At 38.3% G+C, this 24363-nt stretch carries 19 protein-coding genes; 17 read left to right on the top strand and 2 right to left on the bottom strand.

Features of this window, described 5'->3' with window-relative positions; translation table 11 throughout:
* The first annotated feature begins 76 nt into the window (after window positions 1-76).
* The 9 genes from ACYQ2D_RS09965 to ACYQ2D_RS09925 all read left to right on the top strand — a co-directional run bounded on the left by ACYQ2D_RS09965 (window position 77) and on the right by ACYQ2D_RS09925 (window position 11570).
* Window positions 77-1357 (top strand): YidC/Oxa1 family membrane protein insertase, encoded by a 1281-nt coding sequence (locus ACYQ2D_RS09965; RefSeq protein WP_243182813.1) that lies wholly within the window; start codon window positions 77-79, stop codon window positions 1355-1357.
* An 18-nt stretch (window positions 1358-1375) separates the two neighbouring features.
* Window positions 1376-2200, top strand: coding sequence for an RNA-binding cell elongation regulator Jag/EloR (jag, locus tag ACYQ2D_RS09960; RefSeq protein ID WP_117457886.1), 825 nt, complete (start codon window positions 1376-1378; stop codon window positions 2198-2200).
* Window positions 2201-2335: 135 nt separating this feature from the next.
* The gene (mnmE, locus tag ACYQ2D_RS09955; protein WP_117457885.1) at window positions 2336-3721 is read left to right on the top strand and encodes a tRNA uridine-5-carboxymethylaminomethyl(34) synthesis GTPase MnmE; all 1386 of its coding nucleotides are present in this window, start codon (window positions 2336-2338) and stop codon (window positions 3719-3721) included.
* A 41-nt stretch (window positions 3722-3762) separates the two neighbouring features.
* Entirely contained in the window at window positions 3763-5658 is a 1896-nt protein-coding gene (gene mnmG / locus ACYQ2D_RS09950; RefSeq protein WP_022303965.1) for a tRNA uridine-5-carboxymethylaminomethyl(34) synthesis enzyme MnmG, read from the top strand.
* Window positions 5655-6377, top strand: coding sequence for a 16S rRNA (guanine(527)-N(7))-methyltransferase RsmG (gene rsmG / locus ACYQ2D_RS09945; RefSeq protein ID WP_187559276.1), 723 nt, complete (start codon window positions 5655-5657; stop codon window positions 6375-6377). Before mnmG ends, rsmG begins: the two co-directional genes overlap by 4 nt.
* Window positions 6378-6576: 199 nt before the next feature.
* A complete protein-coding gene (locus ACYQ2D_RS09940) occupies window positions 6577-7545 on the top strand; it encodes an ABC transporter ATP-binding protein (RefSeq protein ID WP_459785357.1) in 969 nt (322 codons plus the stop codon).
* Window positions 7529-8392, top strand: a complete 864-nt coding sequence (locus ACYQ2D_RS09935; protein WP_022303968.1) for an ABC transporter permease subunit — start codon at window positions 7529-7531, stop codon at window positions 8390-8392. Before ACYQ2D_RS09940 ends, ACYQ2D_RS09935 begins: the two co-directional genes overlap by 17 nt.
* Before the next feature lie 35 nt (window positions 8393-8427).
* A complete protein-coding gene (locus ACYQ2D_RS09930; RefSeq protein ID WP_459785355.1) occupies window positions 8428-10029 on the top strand; it encodes a DUF7088 domain-containing protein in 1602 nt (533 codons plus the stop codon).
* Entirely contained in the window at window positions 10029-11570 is a 1542-nt protein-coding gene (locus ACYQ2D_RS09925) for a DUF4340 domain-containing protein (protein WP_459785354.1), read from the top strand. The genes ACYQ2D_RS09930 and ACYQ2D_RS09925 overlap by 1 nt, the downstream gene beginning before the upstream one ends.
* 212 nt (window positions 11571-11782) lie before the next feature.
* On the opposite strand, the gene ACYQ2D_RS09920 is transcribed toward ACYQ2D_RS09925, so the two are convergent.
* Window positions 11783-12742: an alpha/beta fold hydrolase gene (locus tag ACYQ2D_RS09920; RefSeq protein WP_459785353.1), complete on the bottom strand. Its 960-nt coding sequence runs from the start codon at window positions 12740-12742 to the stop codon at window positions 11783-11785.
* A gap of 284 nt (window positions 12743-13026) precedes the next feature.
* Here ACYQ2D_RS09920 and ACYQ2D_RS09915 point away from each other — a divergent pair, with 284 nt between their 5' ends.
* The 7 genes from ACYQ2D_RS09915 to ACYQ2D_RS09885 all read left to right on the top strand — a co-directional run bounded on the left by ACYQ2D_RS09915 (window position 13027) and on the right by ACYQ2D_RS09885 (window position 20330).
* Window positions 13027-13803, top strand: a complete 777-nt coding sequence (locus tag ACYQ2D_RS09915; protein WP_022303610.1) for a ParA family protein — start codon at window positions 13027-13029, stop codon at window positions 13801-13803.
* Window positions 13794-14765: a ParB/RepB/Spo0J family partition protein gene (locus ACYQ2D_RS09910; protein WP_459785351.1), complete on the top strand. Its 972-nt coding sequence runs from the start codon at window positions 13794-13796 to the stop codon at window positions 14763-14765. The genes ACYQ2D_RS09915 and ACYQ2D_RS09910 overlap by 10 nt, the downstream gene beginning before the upstream one ends.
* Window positions 14766-14812: 47 nt before the next feature.
* Entirely contained in the window at window positions 14813-15319 is a 507-nt protein-coding gene (locus ACYQ2D_RS09905) for a DUF4446 family protein (RefSeq protein WP_372554596.1), read from the top strand.
* A 24-nt stretch (window positions 15320-15343) separates the two neighbouring features.
* Window positions 15344-16621 (top strand): serine--tRNA ligase, encoded by a 1278-nt coding sequence (gene serS / locus ACYQ2D_RS09900; protein WP_022303613.1) that lies wholly within the window; start codon window positions 15344-15346, stop codon window positions 16619-16621.
* Window positions 16622-16632: 11 nt separating this feature from the next.
* A complete protein-coding gene (locus ACYQ2D_RS09895; protein WP_117457879.1) occupies window positions 16633-17505 on the top strand; it encodes a DUF3881 family protein in 873 nt (290 codons plus the stop codon).
* Window positions 17506-17704: 199 nt separating this feature from the next.
* The gene (locus ACYQ2D_RS09890; RefSeq protein ID WP_117457878.1) at window positions 17705-19222 is read left to right on the top strand and encodes an alanine/glycine:cation symporter family protein; all 1518 of its coding nucleotides are present in this window, start codon (window positions 17705-17707) and stop codon (window positions 19220-19222) included.
* A gap of 94 nt (window positions 19223-19316) precedes the next feature.
* The gene (locus ACYQ2D_RS09885; protein WP_459785350.1) at window positions 19317-20330 is read left to right on the top strand and encodes a DHH family phosphoesterase; all 1014 of its coding nucleotides are present in this window, start codon (window positions 19317-19319) and stop codon (window positions 20328-20330) included.
* A 639-nt stretch (window positions 20331-20969) separates the two neighbouring features.
* Here ACYQ2D_RS09885 and ACYQ2D_RS09880 read toward each other — a convergent pair.
* The gene (locus ACYQ2D_RS09880; RefSeq protein ID WP_459785349.1) at window positions 20970-22325 is read right to left on the bottom strand and encodes an MATE family efflux transporter; all 1356 of its coding nucleotides are present in this window, start codon (window positions 22323-22325) and stop codon (window positions 20970-20972) included.
* Between the two features lie 159 nt (window positions 22326-22484).
* Here ACYQ2D_RS09880 and ACYQ2D_RS09875 point away from each other — a divergent pair, with 159 nt between their 5' ends.
* The gene (locus tag ACYQ2D_RS09875; protein ID WP_459785348.1) at window positions 22485-24344 is read left to right on the top strand and encodes an N-acetylmuramoyl-L-alanine amidase family protein; all 1860 of its coding nucleotides are present in this window, start codon (window positions 22485-22487) and stop codon (window positions 24342-24344) included.
* Window positions 24345-24363 lie beyond the last annotated feature (19 nt).

Genomic DNA, 24363 nt, shown 5'->3' with positions numbered 1-24363 from the left:
CGAAAAATGATGTGGATAAGAACACACACTAATTAGAGAAATATTGGGGTCACCGGTTATATAAGGAGGACGAATTTTGGGTGCATTGTTAAGTAAGAGTTCAATGCCGATTGTAAAATGGGTAGCCGAGGTAATGGGCTGGCTGATGAACGGCATTTACAAGATTGGGATTCATAATCTCGGTCTTTGTATTATATTATTTACAATTATCATTTATGCATTCATGATACCTCTGCAGATTAAACAGCAGAAGTTTTCAAAAATGAATGCAGTTATGTCACCAGAATTGCAGAAAATCAGTAAAAAATACAGAGGAAAAAAAGACCAGGCTTCTCAGATGAAGATGCAGGAAGAGACAATGGCAGTTTATGAAAAATATGGTGTGTCTCCAACAGGAAGTTGTCTGCAGTTATTCATTCAGATGCCGATTTTCTTTGCTTTATACCAGGTTATTATTAATATTCCTGGATATATTGGCGAGATTAAAGCAATTTTTGACAAAGCCGTTGTAAGTATCACAAGTGTAGACGGATACGCAGATGTCCTGACACAGTTTATCAAGGATGAGGGATTAAGAACTTATACTTGGAGAGCAGATGATGTAACAACAAACCGTATTATTGATGTATTATATAACTTATCACCAACACAGTGGAAACACTTAGGTGAAATCAGTGATTTTAGTGGATTCTCAGATGTATTAAGCAATACAGCAAATACAATTCGTCCGATGCAGAATTTCCTTGGACTGAATATCGCAGATACCCCGCTTGCACTGATTAAGTCAGGATGGAGTTCACACTCTTATCTGTTGATTCTTGCAGCAGTTTTAATTCCGGTATTATCCTGGCTGACACAGATGTTAAACATTAAATTAATGCCAACGGCGGCAACCACTCAGGACGGTGGAGCAAATGACCAGATGAACGCAACAATGAAGAGTATGAACACATTTATGCCTCTGTTTTCTGCATTTATCTGTTTCTCATTCCCGGTTGGTATTGGTATTTACTGGATTGCCGGTTCTGTGATTCGTTGTATCCAGCAGCTTATTATTAATAAACACCTGGACAACATGGATTTAGAAGACTATATCCGTAAAAATCAGGCAAAAGCTGCTAAAAAACGTGAAAAATCAGGACTTCCGCCACAGAAAATCACACAGCAGGCAAAACAGAATGTCAGAAATATTGAAGAACCAAAATGTACCACAAATTTAAAGAAATACAATAATAACAGTGGTTCAAAAGCTGTAGATACTTACAGAGAAGTACCGGAAACAAAACCGGGAAGCCTTGCATCAAAGGCTAACATGGTTGCAGAATTTGATAAAAAGAATAAGACAAAGAAAAAATAACGGTAAGGGGGAAGCGTTATGGAATTCAAAGAGTTTTCTGCTAAAACAGCAGATGAGGCAATTATCAAAGCCAGCATTGAACTTGGCGTTTCCAGTGAAAATCTGGAGATTCAGGTTGTGACTGAAGGCAGTTCAGGATTTTTTGGAATCGGTAAAAAACCGGCAATCATAAAAGCTCGCAGAAAAGAAGAAACCTTACCGGAAGAACCTGTAGCAGAAGAAATAAAAGAGTCTGTTCCGGTAAAAAAAGAAGTGAAAAAAACTGATAAGGCAGCAGAAAAACCTGTAGAAGAAACCGTAAAACCGGTGAGACATCAGGAAACAAAAAAAGAGCAGCCAAAGCCTCGTGAAGAGAAGAAAATCATCAAACGAAGCGAGGAAGAGATTGCAGAAATCAAAGCGGAAGCTGAGATGTTCTTAAGTGGTGTATTTAAAGCAATGGAGCTTGAAGTTGAGCTTAAAATAGAATACACAGCAGAAGACGGCAGCCTTGAAGTTGAATTTATCGGACAGGATATGGGTATTCTGATTGGAAAAAGAGGACAGACACTGGATTCTCTTCAGTACCTTACAAGCCTTGTTGTAAACAAAGGCAGACAGGGTTATGTCCGTGTAAAACTTGATACAGAAGACTATAGAAACAGAAGAAAAGAAACACTTGAAAATCTTGCAAAGAGCATTGCTTACAAAGTAAGAAAGACGAGAAAACCTGTTTCTTTAGAGCCGATGAATCCTTATGAAAGAAGAATTATTCATTCTGCACTTCAGGGGAACCGTTATGTTGAAACATATAGCGAGGGCAGTGAACCATATCGCCATGTGGTTGTAAAATTAAAGAAATAATGTAATAAAAAATAAAGACGTTCTAGGTGAAAGCGTGAATGTTGGAGATGGATTCTCTGTGCTTTTATCTGGAGCGTTTTTTGTTTCTTAAGAGTAAATTAAAAAGTATATTAAATTGGGTTAGGAGGCTGGATTATGCCGATACTGGCATCAGAAACGATAGCAGCAGTTGCAACAGCTATGACCGCTTCAGGAATTGGAATTATACGAATGAGTGGTCCAAAAAGCCGTGAAATTGCAGGAAAAATCTACCGTTCCAAAAATGGAAAAAATAAGATAGAAGAAGTAAAATCTCACACGATAAATTATGGTTTTATTTATGATGGAGACGAAGAAATTGACGAAGTTTTAGTCATGGTAATGGACGGTCCGAGAAGTTATACAGGGGAAGATACCATTGAAATTGACTGTCATGGCGGTGTGCTTGCAATGAAAAAAGTGCTGGAAACAGTCATTAAGTATGGTGCAAGACCGGCAGAGCCAGGCGAATTTACCAAGCGTGCTTTCTTAAACGGAAGAATTGATTTATCACAGGCAGAGGCAGTCATTGATATAATTAATGCAAAGAATGAGTATGCATTAAAGAGTTCTCTTCATCAGTTAAAAGGCTCTGTGCAGAAAGTAATCTGTGAAATCAGAGAGAATATTATCTATCATATTGCATATATCGAATCTGCTTTAGATGACCCGGAACATATCAGTGTGGATGGTTATGGGGAAACTTTGGGGAAAGATATCAAAATTCAGAAAGAGAAAGTGGAAAACCTTCTTTCTACAGTAAAAGAAGGAAAGATGATGAAAGAGGGCATTAAAACAGTTATCGTAGGGAAACCAAATGCCGGAAAATCGTCTCTTATGAATGTACTTGTAGGAGAAGAACGTGCGATTGTAACGGATATTGCAGGTACGACAAGAGATATTTTAGAAGAAACGATTGTGCTTCATGGAATTTCTCTTCGTATGATTGATACTGCCGGAATCCGTGATACAGAAGATAAAGTAGAACAAATCGGTGTAGGACGGGCAAAAGAGTATGCAAAAGATGCGGATTTGATTCTTTATGTGGTGGATTCTTCACGTCCTCTTGATGAAAATGATGAAGAAATCATGGAGATTCTCGAAGATAAAAAGGCAATTGTGCTGTTGAATAAGACCGATTTGGAACAGAAAGTAACCGAAGAAATGTTAAAAGAAAAGCTTTCTCATCCAGTTGTGTCGATTTCAGCAAAGGAAGAACAGGGAATTGATGTGCTGGAACAGGAGATTAAAAACATGTTTTTTGAAGGTGAATTAAGCTTTAATGATGAAGTTTATATCACAAATATGAGACATAAAACGGCTCTTGAAGAAGCACTTGACAGTTTAAAAATGGTTGAAAACAGCATTGAAATGCAGATGCCGGAAGACTTCTTTTCGATTGATTTAATGAACGCTTATGAGTCTTTAGGAAGTATTATCGGAGAGGCTGTAGGGGAAGATTTGGTCAATGAAATCTTCTCAAAATTCTGTACCGGAAAGTAAAAAATCAGGATAAATATAGAAGCGAAAAAGGAGAAAAACAGATGAATCATTTGACAGAAAATTATGATATTGCTGTTGTTGGTGCAGGTCATGCCGGATGTGAAGCAGCACTTGCATGTGCACGTCTGGGGTTGGAAACAATTATGTTTACGGTAAGTGTGGACAGTATTGCACTCATGCCCTGTAACCCAAATGTCGGTGGTAGTTCCAAGGGACATCTGGTACGTGAATTGGATGCTCTGGGTGGAGAAATGGGAAAAAATATTGATAAAACATTCATCCAGTCTAAGATGTTAAATGTATCAAAAGGTCCTGCTGTTCATTCTTTGCGTGCGCAGGCAGATAAACAGGAATACAGCAGAAGTATGCGCCATACACTGGAAAATACAGAACATCTGACCATTCGTCAGGCAGAGGTAACAGAGATTCTTGCTGAGGACAAACAGATTAAAGGAGTAAGGACCTATTCCGGTGCAGAGTATGCAGTAAAAGCGGTTGTGCTTTGTACAGGAACTTACTTAAAGGCAAGATGTATTTACGGTGATGTAAGCAATCATACCGGTCCAAACGGACTTCAGGCAGCGAATCATCTGACCGATTCCCTGAAAAAACTTGGCATCGAGATGTATCGTTTTAAGACAGGAACACCTGCCAGAATTGACAAAAGAAGTATTGACTTTTCAAAGATGGAAGAACAGTTTGGAGATGAAAGAGTTGTACCGTTTTCTTTTTCTACCAATCCTGAAGATGTTCAGATTGACCAGGCATCCTGCTGGCTGACTTATACCAATGAAACTACACATGAGATTATCAGAAATAATTTGGACCGCTCTCCATTATATTCCGGTATGATAGAAGGAACAGGTCCCAGATACTGTCCATCCATTGAGGATAAAGTCGTACGTTTTGCGGATAAAAAACGCCATCAGGTTTTTATTGAGCCGGAAGGATTATATACAAATGAGATGTATGTAGGCGGAATGTCAAGCTCTCTTCCGGAGGATGTACAGTACGAAATGTACCATTCTGTTGCAGGATTAGAGCACGCAAAAATTGTAAGAAATGCCTATGCGATTGAGTATGACTGTATTAATGCAAGACAGTTATATCCGACACTTGAATTTAAAGAAATCAAAGGTTTGTTCTCAGGCGGACAGTTTAACGGAAGTTCAGGATATGAAGAAGCAGCTGCTCAGGGATTGATTGCAGGTATCAATGCAGCAATGAAAGTGCTTGGAAAAGAGATGCTGATTTTAGATCGTTCCGAGTCTTATATTGGTGTATTAATCGACGATTTGGTTACAAAAGAGAATCATGAACCATACCGAATGATGACAAGCCGTGCGGAATACAGACTGCTTTTAAGACAGGATAATGCAGACTTAAGATTAAGAAAAAAAGGTTATCAGGTGGGTCTTGTAAGCAAAGAACAGTATGATTATGTTTTGTGGAAAGAAGCAAAAATCGAGGAAGAAAAAGAGCGTGTGGAACATACTTATGTAGGAGCAACGAAAGAGGTACAGGAACTGCTTGAACAGTACGAAAGCACACCTCTTAAAAATGGATGTTCCCTTGCAGAATTAATCCGCCGTCCGGAATTAAACTATGAATTATTAGCTCCTTTAGATAAGAAAAGACCGGAACTTCCGGAAGATGTAAGAGAACAGGTTAACATTAATATCAAATACGATGGATACATTAAGCGCCAGATGAAACAGGTGGAACAGTTTAAGAAGCTGGAAACAAAGAAACTTCCGGAGGAACTGGACTATGAAGCAATCAGCGGACTTAGAATTGAAGCAAGACAGAAATTAGAAGAATACCGTCCGGTTTCTGTAGGTCAGGCTTCCAGAATTGCAGGGGTTTCTCCGGCAGATATTTCTGTCCTTCTTGTGTACCTGGAATCTTATCGAAGAGGGGGAAATGGGAATACATGAATTATGATTTAACGCTGTTAGAAAACGCTGTAAAAGAGTTTAAAATTACACTTTCAGAAGAACAAAAAGCGCAGTTTATTCAGTATTATGAGCTGTTAATTGAGTGGAATAAGGTGATGAATCTGACCGGAATTACAGAGTTTGATGAGGTACTTCAGAAGCATTTTGCAGACAGTCTTTCGGTTGTAAGAGCACTGGATATGAGCAAAATTGAGAGCTGTATTGATGTCGGAACAGGGGCAGGATTTCCTGGAATTCCATTAAAAATTGCGTTTCCTCATCTGAAAGTAACTCTGCTGGATTCCTTAAATAAACGTTTGAAATTCTTAAATGAAGTCATCGAAAAATTAGGTTTAGAAGGCATTGAAACAGTACATGGACGTGCGGAAGATGGTGCAAAAAAACCAGAGCTTCGAGAGGCTTTTGATTTAAGTGTGACACGTGCAGTTGCAAGGGTAAGTGTAATCAGCGAGTATTGTCTGCCTTATGTAAAGACAGGTGGATACTTTGCTGCATATAAGTCAGGAAAAGCGGCAGAAGAACTGGAAGAAGGCAAAAAAGCGATTGCAGTTTTAGGCGGAAAAGTCGAAAAAACAGAAGAATTTTTGTTGCCGGACTCAGATATGGAACGTACGATTTTGCTGATAAAAAAAGTAAAAAATACACCGAAAAAGTATCCGAGAAAAGCAGGAACTCCTGCAAAAGAACCGATTGTATAAGTGGAAAATTGGATAAAAAATTGTATGAAAATAAAGAACGAAAGAGAGCTGAAAAAGGCTCTCTTTTTTTTATTAGGGATATTTGCAAGGATTCACAGAAAAAACACATTCTCATCTAATTTTTATCACAAATAGTAAATAGAATAGAACGGTGAGAAAAATATAAAAAAGCAAGTACAATATTAAAGGAGGGAATACCTTGATTGAAGTAAAGGATCTGGTCAAAAAATATGGTGACCATGTGGCCGTAGACCATTTGAGTTTTACCATAGAAAAAGGAAAAATTTATGGATTTTTAGGACCAAATGGAGCAGGTAAATCGACTACAATGAATATGATTACCGGCTACATTGCCTCGACACAGGGAGAAATTCTGATTGATGGACACAACATTTTAGAAGAGCCGGAAGCCGCAAAAAAATGTATCGGTTATCTGCCGGAGCTACCTCCGGTTTATCAGGACATGACAGTCAGAGAGTATTTAAAATTTGTAGCTGAGTTAAAATCCATTCCAAAAGCAGAGCGGGAAAAGAATATAAAAGAAGTTATGTCAACTACAAAGCTTGAGGAAGTACAGGAACGTCTGATTAAGAACCTTTCAAAAGGTTTTAAACAGAGGGTTGGAATTGCACAGGCTCTGCTTGGATATCCGGAAATTATTATTTTAGATGAGCCGACCGTTGGTCTTGACCCGAAACAGATTATTGAAATCAGGGATTTAATTAAGAGCCTTGGAGAAAAACATACCGTTATTTTAAGTTCACACATCCTTTCGGAGGTAAGTGCGGTCTGTGACCATGTATTGATTATTGACCGTGGAAAACTGGTGGCAAGCGACACACCGGAGAATTTAAGTAAGGTAATGGAAGGCGCAAATTCTCTTGAACTTACAGTAAAAGGGAAAGAAGAAGAAATCAGAGAGGCAATGAACCTCGTAGAAAATATTCAGGAAATGATTTACCATGAATCTTTTGTGCCGGATGCCTGCGATTTTACCGTTAAAATATCAGGGGAACAGGATATGAGAGAAAACATTTTCTTTGCTCTGGCAGATGCAAAATGTCCGATTTTAAAAATGCAGCCGACAAATATGACGCTGGAAGAAGTATTCTTGAGATTGACCGAAGACGACAATGAGGAGGAGAAAGAAAATGCTGGCGATTTATAAAAAAGAATTAAAAAGTTATCTTACATCCATGCAAGGATATGTGTTTATGGCATTTATCATGCTGGTTCTGGGGATTTATTTTACGGCATATAACTTAAATTATGCAAGTCCGGACTTTGGAACAACCTTAAATTCCGTGACGTTTGTATTTTTGATTATCACTCCGATTTTAACAATGAGAATTTTAGCGGAAGAAAAAAGAAATAAAACAGACCAGTTATTATTCACTTCACCGGTGCCAATCTGGAAGATAGTATTTGGAAAATATCTTGGAATGGTGACAATTTATCTGATTCCAGTTGTGATTACGTTGTTTTATCCGCTTATTTTGGCAAAATACGGAACAGTTTCTTATCCTATGACCTTAACTGCAATTGTTGGATTTTTCTTTTTGGGATGTGCCAATATTGCAGTTGGACTTTTTTTATCTTCGATTACGGAAAGTCAGGTTATCGCAGCGGTTCTTACCTTTGTGGTATTATTCTGCAGTTTTGTCATGAATGGAATTGAATCTTTCTTTTCACAGACGGCGATGGCTTCCATGCTTGCATTTGCGGTACTTGCAGTCTTAATTGCAATGGTCGTCTATCAGATGACAAAAGATAATATTTTGACCGGAATTACAGGAGTGGTACTGCTTGGAGCAGTTGTAATTATATATATTGTAAAATCCTCTTTGTACGAGGGAGCAATTCAAAAATTGTTAGATTTGCTCGCAATCGCAAATCATTTTGATAATTTTGTAGGAGGAATTTTGGATTTCTCCGGAATTGTATATATGTTATCCGTAATCTGCATTTTCATATTTTTAACCGTTCAGTCAATACAGAAACGGCGTTGGAGCTGATGATTTGAGGTGAATAGAGAGGAGAAAATGCAAATATGAAGACAAACAATGAAAATAAAGAGTTAAACAAAGACTCAAATAAAGATTTAAATAAAGATTTAAATAAAGAGTCAAATAAAGACGTAACTAAAAAAACGAATAAAGAGTCAAACGGCAAAAAATTCAAAAAAATAGATTTCAAAGAATTACGAAAGAAAAGCAAGGAAAAACGAATCCAAAATAAAAAGAACTTAAAGCATGGTTCCTACAGCATGGGTGCAATTACAATTTTTATTGCGATTATCGTAGTATTAAATCTGGTATTGCAGGAAGTGCCGTCAAAATACAGAGAAATCGATTTAAGTACGCAGAAACTTTACAGCATTGGTGACCAGACAAAGAAAGTACTTAAAAAGCTCGATAAAGACGTAGAGATTTATTATATTGCGCAGAGTGGTTCAGAAAGCAGTGATATCCAGAAACTTCTGGAAAAATACGAAGAGGGCAGTGACCACATCAAAGTGGAACAGAAAGACCCTGCAGTAAATCCGAAATTTGTTTCACAGTATACATCGGATGGCGTGAGCAATAACAGCGTAATTGTTGTGTGCGGAGATAAAAATAAAGTCATTGATAACAACTCATTATATGAAACGACTGTTAATTATCAGACTTACAGTAACGAGGTAACCGGATTTGATGGAGAAGGCCAGATTACAAGTGCAATTAATTATGTAACATCCGATAGTATGCCGGTGATGTATACGTTAGAGGGACACGATGAAGCAACCATGAGTGATACCTTAAAAGATACCATTCAGAAAGCAAATATCGATATTCAGTCTTTAAATCTGCTGACAATGGACAGTGTTCCGGACGATGCAGACATCTTGTTTATCTTTGCACCGGCAAAAGATATTTCAGAAGATGAGGCGTCTAAGATTATTTCTTATTTGGAAAATGGCGGAAAAGCGTTGATAGTTTCTAATTATTCTTCTGAAGAAATGCCAAATTTTGCTTCTGTATTAGAGAATTATGGTGTGAAGACGGCAGGTGGAATTGTACTTGAGGGAGATACCAATCATTATATTTCTCAGAATCCATCCTATCTGCTTCCAAATATCGAAAGTAATGACATTACTTCAAGCCTGTCATCTGGCAGTCGATATATTTTAATGCCTCTGGCACAGGGAATTGTAAAGAGTGATAACTACAGAGATTCTCTTGAAATCACTGATATTCTGACGACTTCAGACGGTTCTTACTCAAAAGTAAATGTAGAAGATATGCAGACAATGGAAAAAGAAAGCGATGACATTGACGGACCATTTGCAGTTGGTGTTTCCATCACAGAGAATTTAGATGATGAGAAAGAAACACAGATTGTTTATTATTCATCCGAAGCGCTGTTTAATGACCAGATGAACACAATGGTATCCGGAGCAAACTATGAATTGATTTCTGCTTCTGTAAACTGGATGTGTGAGAGCGAAGAGGATAGTAATACAATTTCTATTGCAAGTAAGAGCTATGATACTTCAACACTTACAATTCCGGCAGCAGATGCAAGTTTCTGGAGTATCTTTGTAACAGCAGTTGTACCGGTAGTGATTCTGGTAATTGGCGGTGGTATCTGGATGAAGAGGAGAAAACAGTAATGAAGAAAAAAAATATCGGATTAATCGCAGGAATTGTACTGCTTGTTGTGCTCTGCGTAGTCTATTTTGTTCTTCATAATCATAATGCCAGCAGCAGTGAAGCAGATAGTACAGATACAGCAGCAACAGCGTTTGAGACAGATACAGACAAATTGACAGAGCTGACTGTGACAACGGAAGGTCAGTCTTATACTTTTACAAAATCAGATGATAAATGGAGTTATAGTGCAGATGCTTCATTTCCACTAGACCAGAGTAATTTTGAAGAGCTGGCAGGAAAGTTAAAATCAATCAGTTCAGACAGGGAGCTCAAAGATGTAGAGGCTGTATCAGAGTATGGACTTGATGTACCTGCTGTACAGGTTTCTATTAAAAATTCGGATGATGAAACCCATACATTAGAGTTTGGTGCAGTAAATGACATGACAAGCAATTGTTATATGACAATTGACAAGGATACCAGTAAAATCTATATGGTTGCTTCTGATCTTGAAACCGCTTTTAATTTTAATTTAAGTGACCTTGCAGAAAAGGAAAGTTTCCCGTCTATTACAGCTACTACAGTTACGAAACTGACTGTAGAAAAACAGGGCGAAGAAGCCGAAGTGATTGAAAAGAGTGATTCTGCTTCCACCGGATGGAGTTATACAAAAGGAAGCACACAAAGAGATATTGACAGTTCTAATACTTCCAATCTCTTAAATGGAATTTCCAGTCTTTCCTGGGGCAGTTTTGTAAGTGCAGATACCAGTAAGCTTGCAGAGTATGGATTGGATGCACCGACCAAGATTATGATTGATTATCAGGTGACAGAGACAAAAGACAGTGACACGAGTACCAGTGAAGATGATACGAGTGAAGACAGCAGCAGTAATGAAGATGCAGAAAATGACTCTGACAGCGACAGTACCACAGAAACTGTGACAACGAATAAGCGGGAAGTTTTGCTTCTTGGAGGTCAGGACAGCAGTGGGAATTATTATGCGAAGCTTGAAAGCCAGTCCAACATTTATACCATTTCATCTTCGAGTGTGGAAAGTTTCTTAAATATCGACGTGAAAACTCTGGTCAGCAATTATGTCTCTAATTATATCTTTGCAGACCTCGACCGTGTAACAATTCAAAAAGATGGAGAATCTTATGAATTTACAAAAACAACGGAAGAGAAAGCAAAAGAAAAAGATGACAGTGATGATTCAAAGTCTGAAGATAGTGATACAGAATCGGATACAGAAACTGTGACAACCTATTTTATGAATGGAAACGAAATAAAATTGGAAGATTTCTCAAGCTTCTATAGTAATATCAGTTCTCTGGAATGTCAGGAGTGGCTTGATGAAGTACCGGAAACACAGGATGAGCCGGAAATGACTGTAGAATTTTATAAAGAAAATGGAGTTTACTTCAAAGTAGAATATTATCCGTATGATTCTAACTTCTATCTTGTAAAAAATAATCAGGGAACTGCGTGTCTGGTCAATAAAATGAAGATAAAAGAAATTGAAAGTTCTTTTGAAAAATTTTTGGAAAAACAGAATTAATGATTAAAAAGTCAAGTGGATATTCGCAATCCGCTTCGCTACTTGCTCATAACCAAATAGCTGCTACGCAGCTTATCAGAAGGGGCTTGCCCCCCTCCTGATACAAGCAAGTTCCACCCCTGCTTATTGCTTTTCGCAATTGAAGCAGGGGACTTACTTGATTTGGTTAAAAAGCGAGAGGAATGTTTCACGTGAAACATTCCTCTCGCTTTTTAGTCATCAAGAAAAACAGACAGACAATCAAGTAACTGTTCTGGTGATTCTAACTGAGGAAGATGTTTTGCTTCTTTTAAAATGTAAGTCTCAATTGCCGGATTTAATTCTACATATTGAGAGAGAACTTCGCACTTAGTGAGTTCGCCTTCCCCTTCGATAATAAAGATGCTGTTGTTTATATTTTTTAATGCATGTACGATATTGTTGTTAGTATATCCTCCAAGTAAACTGGAGAATAAGAAACGACCGCTTCCCATGCCTTTGTGGGCTGCTTCATAGTAAGTGTCGAGCCATTCCGCTTTGATATGGAATGGATTGTAAAGATAATCTTCTGTAAATGCAAGTTGAACATTACTCTGGCAGACCATCATGTTATAAACAAGAGTTCCGAATACAGGAAGCTCAAGAAAAGATTTATAAAGCTTGCTGCGTTTGGTTGGAATCTTATTTAACTGTGAAAGTGCCGGCGGATTAATCATTAAAATTTTTCTAAACAGTTCGTTTTCGTTATGACAGGCGAGGATTGTAAAAGAGCCGGAAAAACCACTGGTAATCACATCGGTTCTTTCGTGAATTACGTTTTTGATAAAATCAGATATTGCCTGGACATATAAATAGTTGGTGTAAGTAATATGCTGTTTATCAGAACGGCCGCATCCAGGTAAGTCGATGCAGTAGACGGTATGATTTTTCTCAAGCTGTTTTACAAGTGCTTCCCATTCATAAGCGGAACTGTAAATGGTTAAATCGTGAATTAATAAAACGGGAGAACCCGTACCTTGTTTTGTGTAATAAATTTTTCCAAAACGCCAATTGTAATAATTGCTTGCCGTTGACTTTAACAAGTCTTTCATTATTGCGGTTGTAGAAATCAGATGGTTCATGAAATGAATAATAGCAGTTGCGGTGGTAAATAAAATACCGGTTGTAATAAGTTTGTATCTATGCTTTTTCATAAAAAAACCTCCAATATAGGATTACTTTAGTTAGTTATAATTATAAGCCATTGACTCTGATTATACAAGCTGAAAGTAGGGAGAAGAATCGTGTGATAATAAAAAAAGGGGAAATGTTTCACGTGAAACATTTCCCCTTTTTTCATTGATTGATTAATGAAATTTATATCGTAAAAAAATATAATGTTTCACGTGAAACATTTGTGTAGAAATACGTTTAAGAAGATGTTATAATAACCATTGAATGAAATAAATACGAAGTTTGATGAAAAGAGGAAGCTTAAGTGGGAAGAATAATAGCAATAGCAAATCAGAAAGGCGGAGTAGGAAAATCTACAACTGCAATCAATCTGTCTGCATGCCTTGCCGAGCTGGGACAGAGAGTCCTTCTTATTGATATTGACCCACAGGGGAACACAACAAGCGGAGTCGGCGTAGACAAAGATAATGTCAATGCGACTTTGTATGAACTTCTGGTGGGAGAGTGCGAAATTTCGGACTGTCTGATTGAGAATGTATTCGAAAATTTATCCTTGATTCCGTCGAATGTGAATTTGTCTGGTGCAGAGATTGAACTGGTAGGCGTAGAGGGGCGTGAATTTCTTTTGAAAAATCATATTGATTCCATTCGTGATAATTATGATTTTATTATTATGGACTGCCCGCCGTCTTTAAATGTGTTGACTATCAATGCAATGACAACAGCAGATTCTGTACTGGTTCCGATTCAGTGTGAGTATTATGCACTCGAAGGATTGACACAGCTTATTCACACGATTGAACTGGTTCAGAACCGTTTAAATCCGGATTTGGATATTGAAGGCGTTGTATTTACGATGTATGATGCAAGAACAAATCTGTCATTGCAGGTTGTTGAAAATGTAAAGAACAATCTGGACCAGTCTATTTACAAGACCATTATTCCGAGAAATGTTCGTCTTGCGGAAGCACCGAGTTATGGGCTGCCAATTACCTTATATGATAAAAGATCAGTAGGGGCGGAAAGCTACAGACTCCTTGCAGAGGAAGTATTACACAGGGAGGATGAAGAATGGCGGTAAAAAGAGGTGGACTTGGCAAAGGTCTTGATTCTATGATTCCGGTTTTAGATTCTACAGCGACAAAAAAGAAAACCGGAAGAACAGCAATCGATAAAGAAGCGCTGCAGAATGCGGCAAAAGAAGCTCATAAACATCAAAAAGAAAAGATGGAATTTGAGGGGAAACCTGGAGAACAGGTACAGATTGTGAAGCTGACAAAGGTTGAGCCGAGCAGGGAACAGCCGAGAAAACAGTTTGATGCCGATGCACTTCAGGAACTGGCAGAATCTATTAAGCAGTTTGGTGTACTTCAGCCATTATTGGTTCAGAAAAAGGAAGACTATTATGAGATTATTGCCGGGGAGCGCAGATGGAGAGCTTCTAAACTGGCAGGACTCAAGGAGGTTCCTGTAATTGTAAAAGAATTTACAGAACAGGAAGCCGTTGAAATTTCTCTGATTGAAAATATTCAGCGGGAAGATTTAAATCCGATTGAAGAAGCAATGGCATATAAACGTTTGATGGAAGAGTTTCATTTAAAACAGGATGCGATTGCAGAACGGGTTTCAAAGAGCAGAACTGCAGTTACAAACTCAATGCGTCTTTTAAAATTAGATGATAGAGTTCAGCAGATGCTGATTGATGAAATGATTTCAACCGGACATGCAAGAGCTTTGCTTGCACTGGAAAGTAAGGATGCACAGGCGGAAGTGGCAGTTAAAGTATTCGATGAAAAATTGAGCGTACGAGAAACAGAGCGTTTAGTGAAAGAACTGTTAAATCCAGTGCAGAAAAAAGAAGAGAAACCCAAAAATCAGGCAGAAGAACTGGTTTATAAGAATCTGGAAGAGAAAATTAAACAGATTATCGGTTCAAAGGTTGCAATTAACCGAAAGACAGATAATAAGGGAAAGATTGAAATAGAATACTATTCTCAGGAAGAATTGGAACGTATTGTTGAATTATTGGAAACAATAGGATAATGTACAATCGGAAGATTCCGAGAGTACCTAGATAGGAGTTAGAGCAGATGGGTAATCTAATCAGCAAGATTCAGTCGATTTCCGGCATACTGTCAATTTTTTTACTGATTGTGGTAATTGCACTTTTGGTATGTGTGGTCAGTCTTTTTTTGGAAGTAAACCGACTGAATCAAAAATACCGCGTATTTATGAAAGGAAGAGATGGACAGTCTCTTGAAAAATCGTTCCGACGCAAATTTGCAATGATTGACAAAGGGCTGGATGCGGCAGCGGCAAATGAGCAGGAAATTGAAAAATTAAAAGAAATCATGGGAAACACCTTGAACAAATATGCTATTGTGAAGTATGATGCATTTGAGGATATGGGAGGAAAACTCAGCTTTGTTCTGGCTATGTTGGACGATAAGAATACAGGATTTCTTCTGAATGCGATTCACAGCAGAGAAAACTGTTTCCTCTATATTAAAGAGATTGTAAATGGGGAATCCTATGTAATATTAAGCCAGGAAGAAGTGCAGGCATTAAAACAGGCCGTAAATTTCAGACAAAACTAAAAAAAAGAAGCAGGGAGAAAGATTATGTTAGACATTAAATTTTTAAGAGAAAATCCAGATGTAGTAAAACAGAATATTAAAAATAAATTTCAGGACAGCAAATTACCTCTGGTAGACGAAGTAATCGAATTGGATAAGAGAAACCGTGAAATCAAAGGAGAAGTAGAAGCGTTAAGAGCAGAAAAAAATAAAATCTCCAAAATGATTGGTACTCTTATGAAAGAGGGCAAAAGAGAAGAAGCAGAAGAAGTAAAGAAACAGGTAACTGCAAATGCAGAGACTGTAGACCGTTTATCTGCTGAAGAAAAAGAAGTAGAAGAAAAAATCAAAAAAATCATGATGACAATTCCAAATATCATTGATCCATCTGTTCCGATTGGAAAAGATGACAGCGAAAATGTGGAAGTACAGAGATATGGTGAACCGGTTGTTCCGGACTTTGAAATTCCATATCATGCAGAAATTATGGAAAAATTCAATGGTCTTGATTTAGACAGTGCAAGAAAAGTAGCCGGAAACGGTTTTTACTATCTGATGGGAGATATTGCACGTCTTCATTCCGCAGTTATTTCTTATGCAAGAGATTTCATGATTAACAGAGGATTTACTTACTGTGTACCGCCTTTCATGATTCGAAGTGACGTTGTTACAGGTGTTATGAGCTTTGCGGAAATGGATGCGATGATGTACAAAATCGAAGGCGAAGATTTATATCTCATCGGTACAAGTGAACATTCCATGATTGGTAAATTTATTGACACAATCATTCCGGAAGAAGAGCTGCCAAAAACACTGACCAGTTATTCTCCATGTTTCAGAAAAGAAAAAGGTGCACACGGACTTGAAGAAAGAGGTGTATACCGTATTCATCAGTTTGAAAAGCAGGAAATGATTGTTGTCTGCAAACCGGAAGAAAGCAAAATGTGGTTCGATAAATTATGGCAGAATACAGTTGATTTATTCCGTTCTATGGATATTCCGGTTCGTACACTGGAATGCTGCTCTGGTGATCTGGCTGATTTAAAAGTAAAATCTGTAGACGTAGAAGCATGGTCTCCAAGACAGAAGAAATATTTTGAAGTAGGAAGTTGTTCAAACCTCGGTGATGCACAGGCAAGAAGACTGAAAATCCGTGTGAATGGAAATGACGGTAAATACCTGGCACATACACTGAATAATACAGTTGTTGCTCCGCCTAGAATGTTAATTGCATTTCTGGAAAACAATCTGCAGGCAGATGGTTCAGTAAGAATTCCGGAAGCACTGCAGCCATACATGGGTGGAATGACTGAGATAAGATAAGGAGGCAGTCTTTGCACAGTTATTTAAGGTCCATTGGTTTTTCAGAACTGGAAAGAAAAGAACTTGACCAGATTTTGAAAGAGGTAATTACACAATACGATGAAAAGACAGTAATAGAAAACTCTGAGGGACATCTGTTTGTGGAAGTATCAAAAATATTTGGATGTGACGTTGGAATCACAGTCTGCGGAGAATACGATGAAAATAATGAATTTGAGATGGAATATTATTTTCCGTTCTTCCGCGGAACTGGAATTACGACACAGGAAAATGTGTTAATTGAACGCCATGTGGGAAAAGAGTCCTATGCCGGAGCAGTGGATGATATAAGAATCGGCGTTACAATTATCTTTTATCTGCAAAATGCAGCCGAATATCTGACAGAACACCGGCATGGACATTATACAAAGGGTGTGTATCCGGTGACTCTTGCCGGACTTGCAAGAGAAGCCAGAATTCTTCTTCCTGTTAAGAAAGATGAAAAACAGCAAAGAGAAGAACGGGAGAATACCGTGAATCGTAATCGAATGATTGCAGCAGCCCGTAATGGTGATGAAGAAGCAATGGAAAATCTGACGATGGAGGATATTGATACATATTCCATGATATCTGGCCGTATAGCAAACGAAGATATTTATTCGATAGTGGATACTTATTTTATGCCTTATGGAATGGAATGTGATTTGTACAATATCATGGGAGAAATCACAGAATGGTCCATTACAAAAAATACACTGACAAATGAAGAAATCTATCAGATTCGCATTTCCTGCAATGATATGGAAATGGATATCTGCGTTAATGCAAAAGATCTTTTAGGGGAGCCGGAAGTTGGACGAAGATTTAAAGGAGTTATATGGCTTCAGGGAAATGTGGATTTTTAGATGAAACCTGAGAATTAAAAGAAAGAATCTTGCTTGCGAGATTCTTTCTTTTGTTTCACGTGAAACATCTTATCGGTTGAGGGTAGGGTTAAATTATGGTAGAATGATACCACATGATACAAGACAGTGTCATAAAAACTCACAAATTCACCAAAGATAAAGTGATATTGTGAAATAAAAAAGAAGGGAAAAGGAAAAAATGGAGTTATTTGTCAAAGTGATGAATGTAGTCAATGATATCGTATGGCATCCTGTAATGTGCGTGTTTCTTATGTTTGCGGCGTTGTGGTTCACGTTTCATTTAAGAGGCATGCAGGTACGAAGATTTGGCGATATGCTTAAATGTCTGACTGAAAAGGGCGACAATAAACAAGATACTGGTCTTTCTTCTTTTCAGGCATTTGCAACAACAGTTGGAGGTCGTGTAGGAACCGGAAATATTGCAGGAACGGCAACTGCAATTTTTATGGGGGGACCTGGTGCAATTTTCTGGATGTGGGTTACTGCAATTTTAGGTGCATCCACAGGAATGGTTGAGTGTATCTTAGGTCAGGCATATAAAACGAGAAATCTGGGAGAATTAACCGGAGGACCTGCTTTCTATATGTCAAACGGAATTAAGAATAAAAAATTAGGAAAGATACTGGCCTTTTTATTCTGTATCGCAGTCTTTATCGGACCTGGATTCTTGCTTCCGGCAATGCAGACTCAGACAGCGGCAACAGCGGTAAATGTAGCATTTGGACTTCCATTTGTTGTTGTTGGAGTGATTATGACAGCAATTGTTGCATTTGTTATTATGGGAGGAATTAAACGTATCGGACAGGTTGCGGAATTTTTAGCGCCGGTTATGTGTGGAATTTATTTCCTGATTACGATTATTATTATTGTACTTAATATTGGAAAAGTTCCTGGAATGTTTGGTTCTATCTTTGCAAGTGCATTTGGAAAAGATGCGGTCTTTGGCGGAATCGTTGGTTCGGCAGTTTCCTGGGGAATCAAACGTGGATTCTTCTCAAATGATGCTGGTAACGGAATGAGCCCTTTGATTTCAGCAACAACAGATACTTCTCATCCGGTAAAACAAGGTTTGGTTCAGGGATTATCTGTGTATATCGATACTCTTTTGGTATGTACTTGTACCGGAATTTCTATTTTGCTTGCGGGAACTTACAACGTTGCAGCAGACGGAGCAGGTGCTTCTCTGTTAGTAGAGCATGTTCCGGGAATACAGTATGGAATTGCATTTATGCAGGAGGCAATGTCGGTATCAATCGGTAAAGCAGGAGCAATGTTCCTTGCAATTATGCTGTTTATCTTTATTTTTACAACCATGCTGTCCTATTCTTATCAGTTGGAATCCACATGTAAATATCTGTTCGGCGAGAATAAAATGGTGGTTACAATTGTGCGTATTTTATTCCTGGTATTCTGCATGTTTGGTATTTTGATTGATGGTGATACTATCTGGCCAATGGGTGATATTGGTGTTGGATGTATGCTTTGGGTTAATACTTTTAGTATCTTACTCTTAACTCCCAAGGTTTTGAAAATCGTAAAAGATTATGAGAAACAGAAAAATGTTGGCTTGAACCCATTGTTTGACCCTGCTACAGTAGGAATTGAAGATAAAGCGGGGGTATGGGATACTTATGTAAAACAGAAAAAAGAGCGTGGAGATTATGAAAATCCGCAGCTTGGATATGATAAAAAATAAGAAACTTTTGTAGAGATATACTCTTGTAAGGTTTTGGCTATACCTTCAGAAAAGATTTCGAGAGTATATTAAGATTACATGGAGGTGTGCAGACGTGGAATTTGATTTTAAAAACGAATTTGAATCTATGATGAAATCGAATGAACTGGACACGGTTGTTGTTTTGGGACACATCAATCCGGATGGAGATGCAGCCGGTTCTGTGATGGGAATCGCACATTATATTGGCGTGAATTATCCGGAGTATCAGGTATTCCCTTATCTGGCAGATACGATAGACAAAGGACCAAAACTTCAGGTGAGCCAGGATAAAAAATTTGATCCGTTTGAAAAGCCGGATTTGCAGGGCAAACGTTTCGCAACAGTGATATGTGATACTGCGACATTGGCACGTTTAAGCGGAAGAGAATTTTATGAAGCATCTGTCGCTTCTATTGTAATCGACCATCATGCCTCAAATGAGGGCTATGGAGACAGAAACTATACAAAGGTTTCGGAAGCCTGCGCGGTAAATGTATTTTATAGTTTGAATCAGGATGATTTAAAAAAAGCGGCAGAGGCAGAAGAATATCCAAACGCTGCAGATTATATCTATCTTGGAATTGTACATGATACGAATGCTTTTCAAAGAGCAGATGAAAGTATCATGAAGGCTGCGACAAAGCTTTTAGAACTTGGCGTAGACCATAGACGAATTATACAGACTCGGCAGATTGATACGTTAGAAGATTTGGAAAAACGTGCAGACATTTTAAAAAATGCGATACGTGTGCTGGATGGAAAAGTCGCCTACGTGTGTATAAACAAAGAAGAAAAGGTTAAAAAGAATATCAGCTATGAGGAAATTCATCCAATCAGCAGTATTTTGCGTGACTGTGTGGACATCGAACTGGGATTTACGATGTATGAAGAAGAACCGGACCGGTGGCGTTGTTCTTTCCGCTCAGATGGAAAGTGGATTGATGTAAATGAATTGATTACACCATTTGGTGGAGGCGGTCATGCCGGGGCAGCAGGGCTTAGAAAACGAACCGGTGATATGGAAGAACTTAGAAGTCAGATTCTTGAGAGAGTAAAAAAACTAAGAGCAGAAAAATGTTTCACGTGAAACAAAGCGGTTGTCAGTTTAGTTAATGACAGCCGCTTTTTGTTACTTGTACGGTGTACTGGTTTAAATGTTTTTAATATAGAAGCAAGGTTTGCAGAAACCAGATGTTGGTTAATGACTGCGTTCATGAGCAAGTAGCGAAGCGGATTGCGAATGTCCGCTTTAAGAGAATCAACCGGTGAATTATAAAATGAGTTTTCATTAAATCAGTGGATTGTGAATATTCGTTTGATAAAAACAAGATATTGTTAAAAAAATGTTTATTAAACTAGATATAGTATTTTCTGATTTTGTATGTTATACTGACACTAGATTACAGAAAATCAGAAAAAACGTGAAAATTGCCCGTCACAATTACGACAGTAATAGCATTTCCAGATATTCCATGATAATGAGTGGGGATATACATCTCAGATTTTCAGACTCATTCAGTATATGAATCAGATTGATACTGGTCGATAACATTTAAGATGTGACAGGGCAGTTAAATTCTGATTTTAACGTAACCTGCTTTCTGTAAGGGACATATCCATTCGTTATTACGATTATGAACCGTAAATGAAAATCGGAAGCCGGGAGATAAGTCTGGCTTCCGATTTTTTGTATTTAGATGCTCTGGTAACTTAGTTACCGAGGAGTTTACATAGTTGTTTCGTATGTTTGTTTTCTGGTAACCCAGAAAAAGACGCATACAAAGATAATTCCTTTGATAATCGATGTGGAAGAAAATGCCCACCAGATTCCGTGCAGTCCAAGGGAAGTATTTTTTAAGAAAATAGCAAGAGGGATCCTTGAACCTGTAAATATAATACTGATGATACTGCAAAGGCGGGTCATTCCAAGTCCGGAAAGTGCACCGATGGTTGTCAGTTCAATACACATAAAGCCTTCACTGAATCCAATGATAATAAGATATCCGACTGCGATGGTAATCGCTTTTGGTTCATGAAAGAAGATTGTTGCAATTGTATTTGGCGCAAAGACAAATACAAGAGTGATAATAAGCCCCCAGATGCCAACGGTCCATAGAGAGGCACGATATCCTTTTCGGACACGGTTCATTTTTCCGGCACCATAGTTTTGAGCAGTAAAGGAATTTAAGGCTGATGCAAAACCATCTGCAGTATTCCAGGATACGGACTCAATCTGACCTCCGACTCGTTGTGTGGCAACCGCTTCTGCACCGAAAGCAGATACCATACGGGTAAGCACCATCGAGATAATACAATATGCCATACCCTGAATGGCGGTAGGAATTCCAATCCGGCAGATACCATTTAAGTAAGGTGCCGGAATTTTTGCAAGTAAATGAGTTCCCTTTAATACATTTTCTTTTTTCTGTTTGATAACGCAGATTATCATAATGCTCATAACGATAAACTGTGCAGTTACGGTTGCAATTGCTGCACCGGTAACGCCAAGCTTTGGAAATGGACCGGGACCAAGAATTAAAACAGGGTCTAAAATCATGTTTGTCACAAGTCCAACTAGATTGGCGAGAAATGGTGTTTTTGAATCTCCCTGTGCGGTATAAATTCCGGTTAACGTGACTGTTAAAAAAGAAAATACAATCAGTCCGCAGGCAATTTTCGTATAGGACAATGCGGCTGAGACTGCTTCTGGGTCATTGAGCTTAAAAAATCCGACCATCTGCCGGACAAAAATGAGGCATAAAATAGCGTAAGCCAGTCCCATAAAAGTAGATAGCTGCACAGCGGTCTGCGCAAAACCGTGTGCTTTTTCTTTTTCTCCCCGTCCTAAAGACTGTGCGACTTTTACCTGACCACCCATCCTTGCCATGGAAGCCAGCCCCTGCGAAAGCCAGGTAAACATACCACCGACTCCGACTCCGGCAACGGCTTTTGAGCCAAGCAGACCAATCCATGCCATATCGGTGATATTGTATAATGTCCCCAGAAATGAAGAAGCCATGATGGGGAGTGCGAGTTTGGTTAAGGTCTTTAAAATAGGACCTTTTGTTAAATTTCCATCCAACGTATTTGTGTAACCTCCAAATTATTCTGTATATCTATGTTATCTTATTTTATGAAGAAAAGCAACGAGAAAAAAGAAAGAAAATTTGAAGGATTCATTGAGAAAATCTGGATATCATGATATTCTGTAGTCAGAAAATGTCGAAAAGGAGAGAAGTATATGAAGAAAAGATCATTTTTGCTTTCATTTTTCCTTGCCATGCTTTTTGTTGTATTAGGCAGTGTGAATGTAAAAGCAGATGAAACATTGGAAGGATATATTTATGTCAATCCAATGTATGAAGACCTTGAGGGGAATTTTGATTTTGAGTCTGATTTTGAGCTGTATTCTGAGTCTGATAGTGAGGAATCAGATGAAGAGGATGGAATTGACACTTATGATTCCAGGAGTGTTCAGTATACGAGTGACAAGCAGAGTCTGATAAAGACATTCAGACAGCAGTTAGTCAATCGTGCAGGAACAATTGATTTGTATTATCACTGTAATCAGAAGATTACACAGGATTTTTTTGACGAGTTCTCTGCTGAACTGTTTAATGGGGCAGTGGCACATACGGGTGTAGGAAAAGAGGGAGATTATATCAGATGGCACTACCAGGGATGGCGTGTCAATGCAAATTATAAAACGGACCGCAATGGTGGATACAATTTGAATATTACTTATAATATGTATTATTTATCAGACGCATCACAGGAAAGTCAGATGGATCAGGCGGTTTCCAATGTGTTGAAGTCTTTAAATCTTTCAAATAAAATAGATTATCAGAAAATCAAAGAGATTTATGATTATATATGTTCCAATATCACGTATGATTATGTAAACTTAAATGATGATACCTATCTCTTGAAGCACACCGCATATGCTGCATTGATTAATAAAACAGCAGTTTGTCAGGGATATGCAACATTATTTTATCGTCTGTCTTTGGAGGCAGGGGTAGATACGAGAGTCATTACCGGAGATTCCGGAGGTCCACATGCATGGAACATTGTGAAACTGAATGGAAAATATTATAATCTTGACAGTACATGGGATGCTGGTTCATCAAGCTACTATTATTTCTTAAAGAACATGAATGACTTTTCTAACCATACGAGATATGAAGAATATCAGACATCCGATTTTATGTCTACTTATCCGATGGCAGAGAAATCTTATTCTGAATCAGGAAATCAAGAGCCACTTGAAAAAGAACATAATTATGGACAGCCAATGTATGTATGGGCAAATGACCACAAATCGATTACCGCAGCGCGTATCTGCCAGAATGATTCAAGCCATATTGAGCAGGAAACAGCAGAAGCAGAACAAACGGTTATAAAAGAACCGACCTGCACAGAAAAAGGCAGTGTTCTTTGGCGTGCGGTGTTTGAAAATCCGGCATTTGAAGCACAGGAAGAAGTGGTTGAAGAACCTGCGCTTGGTCATAGCTTTAAAAATGGAGTCTGCGTCAGATGTAATGCGAAAATCACAGGACGCTGGATAAAATCAGGTTCTAAATGGTGGTATCGCTATGAGGATGGTTCTTATCCTAAGAATGGATTATATAAAATCGGAAATACATGGTATGGATTTGATGCTTCCGGCTGGATGAAAACAGGATGGGCTGCTTTTGATAAAAACTGGTATTATTTTGCACCGAGCGGAGCGATGAAAACAGGCTGGCTAGCAGAAAATAAAATCTGGTATTACTTGAAATCCGATGGAAAGATGGCAAAAGGCTGGCTTAGAGTAGACGGTGCCTGGTATTATATGAATGGAAGCGGGTATATGCTGAAAGGTTTCATTACGGTAGGAAACGGAAAATACTACATGAATGGAAGCGGAAGAATGGTAACCGGCTGGAATGTAATAAATGGTTACTGGTACTACTTTACCTCAAGTGGAAAGATGGCGACCGGCTGGCAGAAAATTGATAATAAATGGTATTATTTAAGTTCAGACGGTAAAATGGCAAAAAACACCTGGGTCGGAAACTGGTATGTAAATGGCTCAGGCGTGTGGGTAAAGAGCAGGTAAAACAATATAAAACAATATA

Source organism: Blautia stercoris (assembly GCF_054657695.1).
The sequence above is the reverse complement of the archived record's forward strand: the minus strand, read 5'-3'. Positions and strand labels throughout refer to the sequence as shown.

Coding starts and splice junctions, on each gene's coding strand:
- jag (WP_117457886.1), top strand. CDS start 1,376: ATGGAATTCAAAGAGTTTTCTGCTAAAACAGCAGATGAGGCAATTATC.
- mnmE (WP_117457885.1), top strand. CDS start 2,336: ATGCCGATACTGGCATCAGAAACGATAGCAGCAGTTGCAACAGCTATG.
- mnmG (WP_022303965.1), top strand. CDS start 3,763: ATGAATCATTTGACAGAAAATTATGATATTGCTGTTGTTGGTGCAGGT.
- rsmG (WP_187559276.1), top strand. CDS start 5,655: ATGAATTATGATTTAACGCTGTTAGAAAACGCTGTAAAAGAGTTTAAA.
- ACYQ2D_RS09935 (WP_022303968.1), top strand. CDS start 7,529: ATGCTGGCGATTTATAAAAAAGAATTAAAAAGTTATCTTACATCCATG.
- ACYQ2D_RS09930 (WP_459785355.1), top strand. CDS start 8,428: ATGAAGACAAACAATGAAAATAAAGAGTTAAACAAAGACTCAAATAAA.
- ACYQ2D_RS09925 (WP_459785354.1), top strand. CDS start 10,029: ATGAAGAAAAAAAATATCGGATTAATCGCAGGAATTGTACTGCTTGTT.
- ACYQ2D_RS09920 (WP_459785353.1), bottom strand. CDS start 12,742: ATGAAAAAGCATAGATACAAACTTATTACAACCGGTATTTTATTTACC.
- ACYQ2D_RS09910 (WP_459785351.1), top strand. CDS start 13,794: ATGGCGGTAAAAAGAGGTGGACTTGGCAAAGGTCTTGATTCTATGATT.
- ACYQ2D_RS09905 (WP_372554596.1), top strand. CDS start 14,813: ATGGGTAATCTAATCAGCAAGATTCAGTCGATTTCCGGCATACTGTCA.
- serS (WP_022303613.1), top strand. CDS start 15,344: ATGTTAGACATTAAATTTTTAAGAGAAAATCCAGATGTAGTAAAACAG.
- ACYQ2D_RS09890 (WP_117457878.1), top strand. CDS start 17,705: ATGGAGTTATTTGTCAAAGTGATGAATGTAGTCAATGATATCGTATGG.
- ACYQ2D_RS09875 (WP_459785348.1), top strand. CDS start 22,485: ATGAAGAAAAGATCATTTTTGCTTTCATTTTTCCTTGCCATGCTTTTT.